The 6,798-nt window shown below is 70.7% G+C and carries 6 protein-coding genes, 1 tRNA gene and 1 pseudogene; 4 read left to right on the forward strand and 4 right to left on the reverse strand.

Annotated elements, in window-relative coordinates:
- Positions 1-328: pseudogene (locus tag EFK10_RS14445) on the reverse strand (serine/threonine-protein phosphatase); the annotation flags it as partial.
- Between the two features lie 825 nt (positions 329-1,153).
- A tRNA-Leu gene (locus EFK10_RS14450) sits at positions 1,154-1,238 on the reverse strand.
- Between the two features lie 172 nt (positions 1,239-1,410).
- Between EFK10_RS14450 and EFK10_RS14455 the strand changes: the two genes are divergently transcribed.
- The 3 genes from EFK10_RS14455 to EFK10_RS52635 all read left to right on the forward strand — a co-directional run bounded on the left by EFK10_RS14455 (position 1,411) and on the right by EFK10_RS52635 (position 4,121).
- Positions 1,411-2,739, forward strand: coding sequence for a M20/M25/M40 family metallo-hydrolase (locus tag EFK10_RS14455; protein WP_127356102.1), 1,329 nt, complete (start codon positions 1,411-1,413; stop codon positions 2,737-2,739).
- Positions 2,740-2,908: 169 nt separating this feature from the next.
- Positions 2,909-3,142, forward strand: coding sequence for a chaplin (locus EFK10_RS14460; RefSeq protein WP_127356103.1), 234 nt, complete (start codon positions 2,909-2,911; stop codon positions 3,140-3,142).
- A 145-nt stretch (positions 3,143-3,287) separates the two neighbouring features.
- On the forward strand, positions 3,288-4,121 hold the full coding sequence (locus tag EFK10_RS52635) for a chaplin (RefSeq protein WP_127356104.1): 834 nt from the start codon (positions 3,288-3,290) through the stop codon (positions 4,119-4,121).
- Positions 4,122-4,270: 149 nt separating this feature from the next.
- Here EFK10_RS52635 and EFK10_RS14470 read toward each other — a convergent pair whose 3' ends face one another.
- Entirely contained in the window at positions 4,271-4,459 is a 189-nt protein-coding gene (locus EFK10_RS14470; protein WP_127356105.1) for a DUF5703 family protein, read from the reverse strand.
- Positions 4,460-4,506: 47 nt separating this feature from the next.
- Between EFK10_RS14470 and EFK10_RS14475 the strand changes: the two genes are divergently transcribed.
- The gene (locus tag EFK10_RS14475) at positions 4,507-5,121 is read left to right on the forward strand and encodes a hypothetical protein (protein WP_127356106.1); all 615 of its coding nucleotides are present in this window, start codon (positions 4,507-4,509) and stop codon (positions 5,119-5,121) included.
- 4 nt (positions 5,122-5,125) lie between these two features.
- Here EFK10_RS14475 and EFK10_RS14480 read toward each other — a convergent pair.
- On the reverse strand, positions 5,126-6,798 hold a 1,673-nt coding region (locus tag EFK10_RS14480; protein WP_127356107.1), incomplete at its 5' end, for a helix-hairpin-helix domain-containing protein.

Raw genomic sequence — 6,798 nt, forward strand, 5'->3', positions numbered from 1 at the left:
CGGCGAGGGTGTGCTCCCGGTGCTGCCGTACCCGGCTGGCGTAGGTGGCGGCCAGGGTGATGGCCGTGATCGCGAGCAGGGTGAAATTGGCCGGTGTCTGGCCCAGGTCGTGATGGTAGGCGGAGAGGGCGACACCGGCCGTCAGGGCCAGCAGCCCGATGCCCAGCGTGCCGGCCACGGGGAACATGGCGGCGGCCAGCGCCGGCGCCGCCCCGAGCAGCCGGTTGAACTGCAGATGGGGCGTAAGGATGTCCACCACCGCGATCACCGCGATCGCCAACAGCGGAGTCAGGTGCGCCACCTCGAGCGTCTGGCCCTCCGCCTGCATCTGCCGACAGAGCCACCTGGGGGCTCTCACCCGCCTGAGCGACCGAACGGTGGTGCCTCGGCTCGCGATGGGCGGCCCCTTGATGTGCACACCCATGTTTCCTGTCCTTACGTAAAGGCGACTCATAGACGTCGGTTCGTAGATGGAACTACGTGAACTATGCCTAATGTTTCAATGCGGTCATATGATGCGAATCTCACGTGATGGTCGTCACGTTCGACTGGCTCCGGATCACGGTCGGCTCGGAAACCTGCAAGACGGGGCCACGGCATGGGCGCACGCCGCAGAGGACGTCAGTGGGGAGGTCCCCGCCGGCCAGGCTGAGAGCCGAGGTGAGACGGCGCGTCGGGATATCAACGTCATACGGTCCGGTCCTTTGGCTGTCGCGGCCGCCTGGGCCCGAAGCGTGTGCGAGTGGTCCCGCGGACGAGCAGCGCGAGCCGGCGAGCCTGTCGGCGATCGCGGCGAAGATGACGATGTTGATCCAGAGCGGGACGAGCTCCACATGGGTCCCGTCGCTCCACCGGCAGTCGCGGAAGAGCGGCAGGGCGTGCTCGACGAGCCGTACGTCATCCTTGGGGCCTCGTCCCGCATGGGGTTGCCCTTGACGCAGGCCACGCAGCCGCCGCGGGAGAAGAACGCGCGCCGGGTCACCAGCACATGGACGGCCCTGAGGACGAGCTTGGGGGATCGCCGTGGCGGGCGATGCAGGCGGACCGCAGCAGTGTCTCCGCGCCGACCCGCTCAGGCTCACGTACGACCCCGGAAAACAGCTGATGCGGGCCGAGGTTTGCCTCGACCCGCACAGGTTGGGGTTATAGGAAGTGTCCGAGGGGGGACTTGAACCCCCACGCCCGATAAAGGGCACTAGCACCTCAAGCTAGCGCGTCTGCCATTCCGCCACCCGGACCAGATGTTTTGTTGCTTGCCTCTCGGCGCGGCGACGTGGGAAACGATAGCAAACATTCGGGGGTGCCCGATCACCCCGTACGCGCCCACCGGCGCGGGGCGGAAGGGCGGTGGGCGGTGGGGTGGACAGGCGCGGGAGGATGGCACTGGAACCCGAACGAGGAGGAGACAGCGTGAGCGAGTCGAACTCGGCCGCCCGTACGATCGCAGGCGAGGACGAAGTGGTCGACCTGTGCCGGGACCTGATCAGGATCGATACCAGTAACTACGGCGATCACTCGGGGCCAGGCGAGCGCGGCGCCGCCGAGTATGTGGCCGAGAAGCTCGCCGAGGTCGGCCTCGAGCCGCGGATCTTCGAGTCGCACAAGGGGCGGGCCTCGACGGTGGCGCGGATCGCGGGGGAGGACCCGTCGAGGCCGGCGCTGCTGATCCACGGGCACACCGATGTCGTACCGGCGAACGCCGAGGACTGGACGCACCACCCCTTCTCCGGCGAGGTGGCGGACGGGTGCGTGTGGGGCCGGGGCGCGGTCGACATGAAGGACATGGACGCGATGACGCTTGCGGTCGTACGCGACCGGCTGCGCAGCGGGCGGAAGCCGCCGCGGGACATCGTGCTGGCCTTCCTCGCGGACGAGGAGGCGGGCGGCGTCTACGGGGCGCGGCACCTGGTGGACAAGCACCCGGAGCTGTTCGAGGGCGTGACGGAGGCGATCGGCGAGGTCGGCGGCTTCTCCTTCACCGTGAACGAGAATCTGCGGCTGTATCTGATCGAGACGGCCCAGAAGGGCATGCACTGGATGCGGCTGACCGTGGAGGGCACGGCGGGCCACGGGTCGATGACCAACAACGACAACGCGATCACCGAGCTCTGCGAGGCGGTCGGTCGGCTGGGGCGGCACAAGTTCCCGGTACGGGTCACCAAGACGGTGCGGTCGTTCCTGGACGAGCTGGCCGACGCGCTGGGCACCGAGCTCGACCCGGAGGACATGGAAGCGACGCTGGCCAAGCTGGGCGGCATCGCCAAGATCATCGGCGCGACGCTGCGCAATACGGCGGCCCCGACGATGCTCGGCGCCGGGTACAAGGTCAACGTGATCCCGGGGCAGGCGACGGCGCATGTCGACGGGCGCTTCCTGCCGGGTTACGAGGAGGAGTTCCTGGCCGACCTCGACCGGATCCTGGGCCCGCGGGTGAAGCGCGAGGACGTGCACTCGGACATCGCGCTGGAGACCGGCTTCGACGGTTCGCTGGTGGACGCGATGCAGGCGGCGCTCAAGGCCGAGGACCCGATCGCGCACGCCGTGCCGTACATGCTGTCCGGCGGCACCGACGCGAAGTCCTTCGACGACCTGGGGATCCGCTGCTTCGGCTTCGCGCCGCTGAAGCTGCCGCCGGAGCTGGACTTCGCCGGGATGTTCCACGGGGTGGACGAGCGGGTGCCGGTGGACGGGCTGAAGTTCGGCGTCCGGGTGCTCGACCGCTTCCTCGACGACTGCTGATCCGCCGCTGCGGAAGCGATTCGTCGACATTTGACCTGTAGTTGCGCCTCCCTGCCTGTTTTAGCCGAAAAGGGTGAATGAATCCGGCCACCAGTAGCCCACCTCCTCCGGTGTCGTTGGGTCATATGCGGTCCGCAGTTTGGGGCCGTTTTGCCAACAAGGAGGACAAATGATTAAGAAGGTCGTCGCCGCTGCCGCTGTCACCGGTGGTCTTGTGGCCGCCGGCGCGGGTGTGGCCGTCGCCGACTCCAACGCCCAGGCTGCCGCTATCGGTTCGCCGGGTGTTCTGTCGGGCAACGTCATTCAGGTTCCGGTGCACATCCCGGTGAACCTGTGTGGCAACACCATCAACATCATCGGGCTGCTGAACCCGGCGATCGGCAACACGTGCTTCAACAACTGACGTTGCGTCGGACCTGTTGACGGTCTGACCCCGGTCGGCCCCGGAGCGCCGCTTGGCGTTTTCGGGGCTGATACGGCTACTGGTGGGAATCGGACAGCGGTCCAGGACCCATCTGCTCCTCATTCCTTCCAAGTCAGGGAGAATCATGCGACAGGTCGCCAAAAAGGGCCTGCTCACCGTCGTCGCCACGGGTGGCGTGCTGGCCGTGACCGGTGGGCTGGCCTACGCCGACTCGAACGCGCAGGGCGTGGCCGCCGGATCGCCGGGTGTGCTGTCCGGGAACGCCATCCAGGTGCCCATCCACGTCCCGGTGAACGCGTGCGGCAACACGGTCAACCTCGCCGGAGTCCTCAACCCGACGGCCGGCAACGTCTGCGTCAACGCAGGCGGCGGCCACGAAGGCGGCCACGGCTCCGAGCAAGGGTGGAGCCACGGCTCGGACCACGGCTCCCATGGGTTCGGATCGGGTCACGACGGCTCGGACGAGCACCACGGCCGCGGCGGTGCCTCCGCCGAGGCCATTGCCGCCGGATCGCCGGGCGTCGCCTCGGGCAACGTCATCCAGGTGCCCGTCGACGTGCCGGTCAACGTCTGCGGCAACTCGGTGAACGGCCTCGCCGCGGCGAACCCCGCCAAGGGTAATAAGTGCGTCAACGCCTCAGTCCACGGCCACCACGTCGAGCACCCCGGGCACGGCCCGAAGTTCCCGCACCACCCGGAGTTCCCGCACCACCCGGAGTTCCCGCACCACCCGGAGTTCCCGCCGCCCCCGGTCAGGGCGCACTTCCCGGGCAGGCCGCACATCCCGGGCAGGCCCGTGCCCCGGGTCAAGCCGGTCGCGCCCAGGGCGGTGATGCCGCAGGGCCAGCAGCTGGCCGTGACCGGCGCGGAAGACTTCGGTCTGACGCTGGTCACCAGCGCCGGCCTGCTCCTCGGCGGTGCGGTGCTCTTCCGCCGCTCCCGCAAGACCCGGGCCTGATCCCGCCACAACGGGCATCAGCGCTTTAGGAGCTGCGTGGATCGGGGCCCCGTGAGGTTCACGGGGCCCCGATCCATGTCAGCAGGCAGTCAGCCAGGCGGCCGACCGGCCGGTCGGTCACCGGACGGTCAACCGCGCTCACCCTGCGCTCACCACGTCGCACGGACCTGGCGGATGATCCGGCGGCGCAGCCGCACCTTGCGGCTCCCGTCGGGGTACAGGCGGACCCGGTCCAACTCCCAGTGGCGGTACTCCGCTTCGTCGGTCAGCAGCCGTTGTGCCTCCTTGCGGGTCACGCCCCGAGGCACGTACATCTCTCTGAATTCGTATTCAGCCATCGCATCTATTGTGCGGGGAACACCCTGGTACGGATAGCGTCTGCGACATGTCTGATGCCGCGCAGCCCACCGTTGACGAGGTACGTGCCGCCGCCGAGGCGGTGAAGACCGCGCTGGACCGTCACCTCGAAGCAATCGAGAACCGCAGCGGGGAGGACGACCCCGCGATCTACGCCGCGTTCGACGCCCTCGCCACGGCGGCCGAAGCCTACGACGAGCTGCTCTACGACGCGTATGACGAGGTCACACCCTTCGAGGTGCCCTCCGGTGACACCCTGCCCGAGTACGCCGGGCCGGAGGACCCGGTGGCGATCAGCGTGCTGATCCGCCGCGACTACACCGTGGCCGAGCCGCAGCGGCTGTTCGCCCAGGCCGAGCGGATCGCGGGCGCCGACGACGACACGGCGGGCGACAGCGTAAACACGGCCGTCGGGGTGCTCTTCGGGGAGTACGAACCCGATGAGATCGCCCAGCGGCACAAGGAGTTCGGCCTGGAGGAGGGCGACTCCACGCTCTGGGTGGCAGCGGCCGAGGAGCCCACCGAGCCGGGGGCGTGGCTGGGAACCCCCTTCGACCAGGCGGATCCCCAGCTCGTCATCTGCCGCTTCGACGTCAGCGCGGTCTTCGACGACGAGCTGGAAGCGCTGGACCCCGACCACTGAGCCGTTACGCGGAGCCCGCCTGCTCGCGCAGCACCGCGCGCAGGCGGGTCGTCCGCTCCTTGGCCGGGATCTCGGCCACCGCGCGGCCCAGGGCCTGGTCCGCGCCCTGGACGACCGACAGATGCCGCTCGGCCCGGCTGAAGGCCGTGTAGACCCACGCCCGGGTCAGCGCCCCCACCGCGTCCCCGGGCAGCACCACGACCACCGCCGGCCAGCGCCGCCCGGCCGCCTGGTGGGCCGTCACCGCCCAGGCATGGCGCACGGCGCCCGAGGCGACCACCTCGCGCGGTACGACCACGCGCGCACCGCCGCAGTCGAGGTGGAGCCCGTCCGCGTCGGCGGTCACCACCGTGCCGAGGGCGGCGCGGTGGAGCACCCGGTCGCCCGGATCGAAGCCGGCGAACCGGCCGGGACCGGGATTGAGCCGATCCTTCAGGGCCGCGTTGAGCACCCGGGTGCCGGCCGCGCCGCCATGGCCCGGCGTGACCACCTGGGTCTGCTCGGCCGGTACGCCGATCGCGCGCGGCACGGAGTCCGCGACCAGCTGCACGGTGCGGTGCACCGCCTCACCGGCGTCGCGCACCGGCACGATCACGACCTCTTTGTCCGGTGCGTCGACCTGGTCCAGCTCGCCGATGCCGATGCCCGACACCAGCTCGCCGATCGGCCCCGGATCCGGCGTCCGGGACGCCACCTGCGGGCAGGTCTTCGCGGCCACCAGATCCGCGAACGCCCGGCCGGGACCTGCCGACCACAGCACGCCCGGATCCCCGCTGAGCACCAGCCGGGCCCCGTCCGGTACGGCCTCCACCAGCGTCGCCGCCGCCTCGACGTCCAGCTGCGGCGCGTCCAGCACCGCCAGCAGGTCCAGCGCCAGCGCGCCGTCTTCGTCCCGTCCCGGGCCCTGGGCGCCCGACAGCAGCCCGGCGACGGTCAGCGACTCCGGATCGTCCGCGCGGGGGGCGTGCGTGGCCGCGTAAGCCCGCAGTCCCAGCGAGCGGGCCGCCGCGACCAGCACGGCGGGCTCGGTGCGGGCTGCCTCGCCCCCGGTGTGAGCCACCAGGCCGCTCCCGGCCACCGCCCGGATCAGCGCGGCGGCGGACGGCGACGGCGCGGCCGCGGCGGCCGCCTCCCAGCCCTCCTCCGCGTCGACCGCCTCGAAAGTGTTGAGCAGCCGCCCCAGCCCGTCCGCCAGGCTCTCCTCCGCCAGCGCGTACCGGTCGAGGCCGAACAGCAGCCGAACGGACGGTTCCTCGTCCTCGTCGCGTTTCGCGCTGCCCGGGGTCTCCTCGGCGTCATGGAAGACCAGTACACCGCCGTCGGCGACGGCCGCCCGCAGCGCCTCCTCCGGGTCGGTCACCGCCTGCTTGTCCAACGCGGTTCGCAGGACGGACGATTCGAGCGCGGTGTGGCCCTGCTCGGCCGCACGCTCCAGCAGCCAGCCGACCAGGGCGCGCACCCGCCGCTCGTCATCCGGACCGCCCTCGCCGCCGAGCAGCGTCTTGGCGAACCCGTCCGCCTGCTCCACCCGAACCCCGGGAACCGCGAGCACCTGCCATGGGTCGTCGCGCAGCAGCTCCCCAGCCCGCTCGCCCAGCACGGCCACCGCCGGCTCCGCCAGCGCCTCCGGCGCGCCGCCCGCCGCCAGCACGGCCCGCGCGTCGGCGACCGCGTCAC

Source organism: Streptomyces soli (assembly GCF_003999195.1).
Taxonomy (GTDB): domain Bacteria; phylum Actinomycetota; class Actinomycetes; order Streptomycetales; family Streptomycetaceae; genus Actinacidiphila; species Actinacidiphila soli.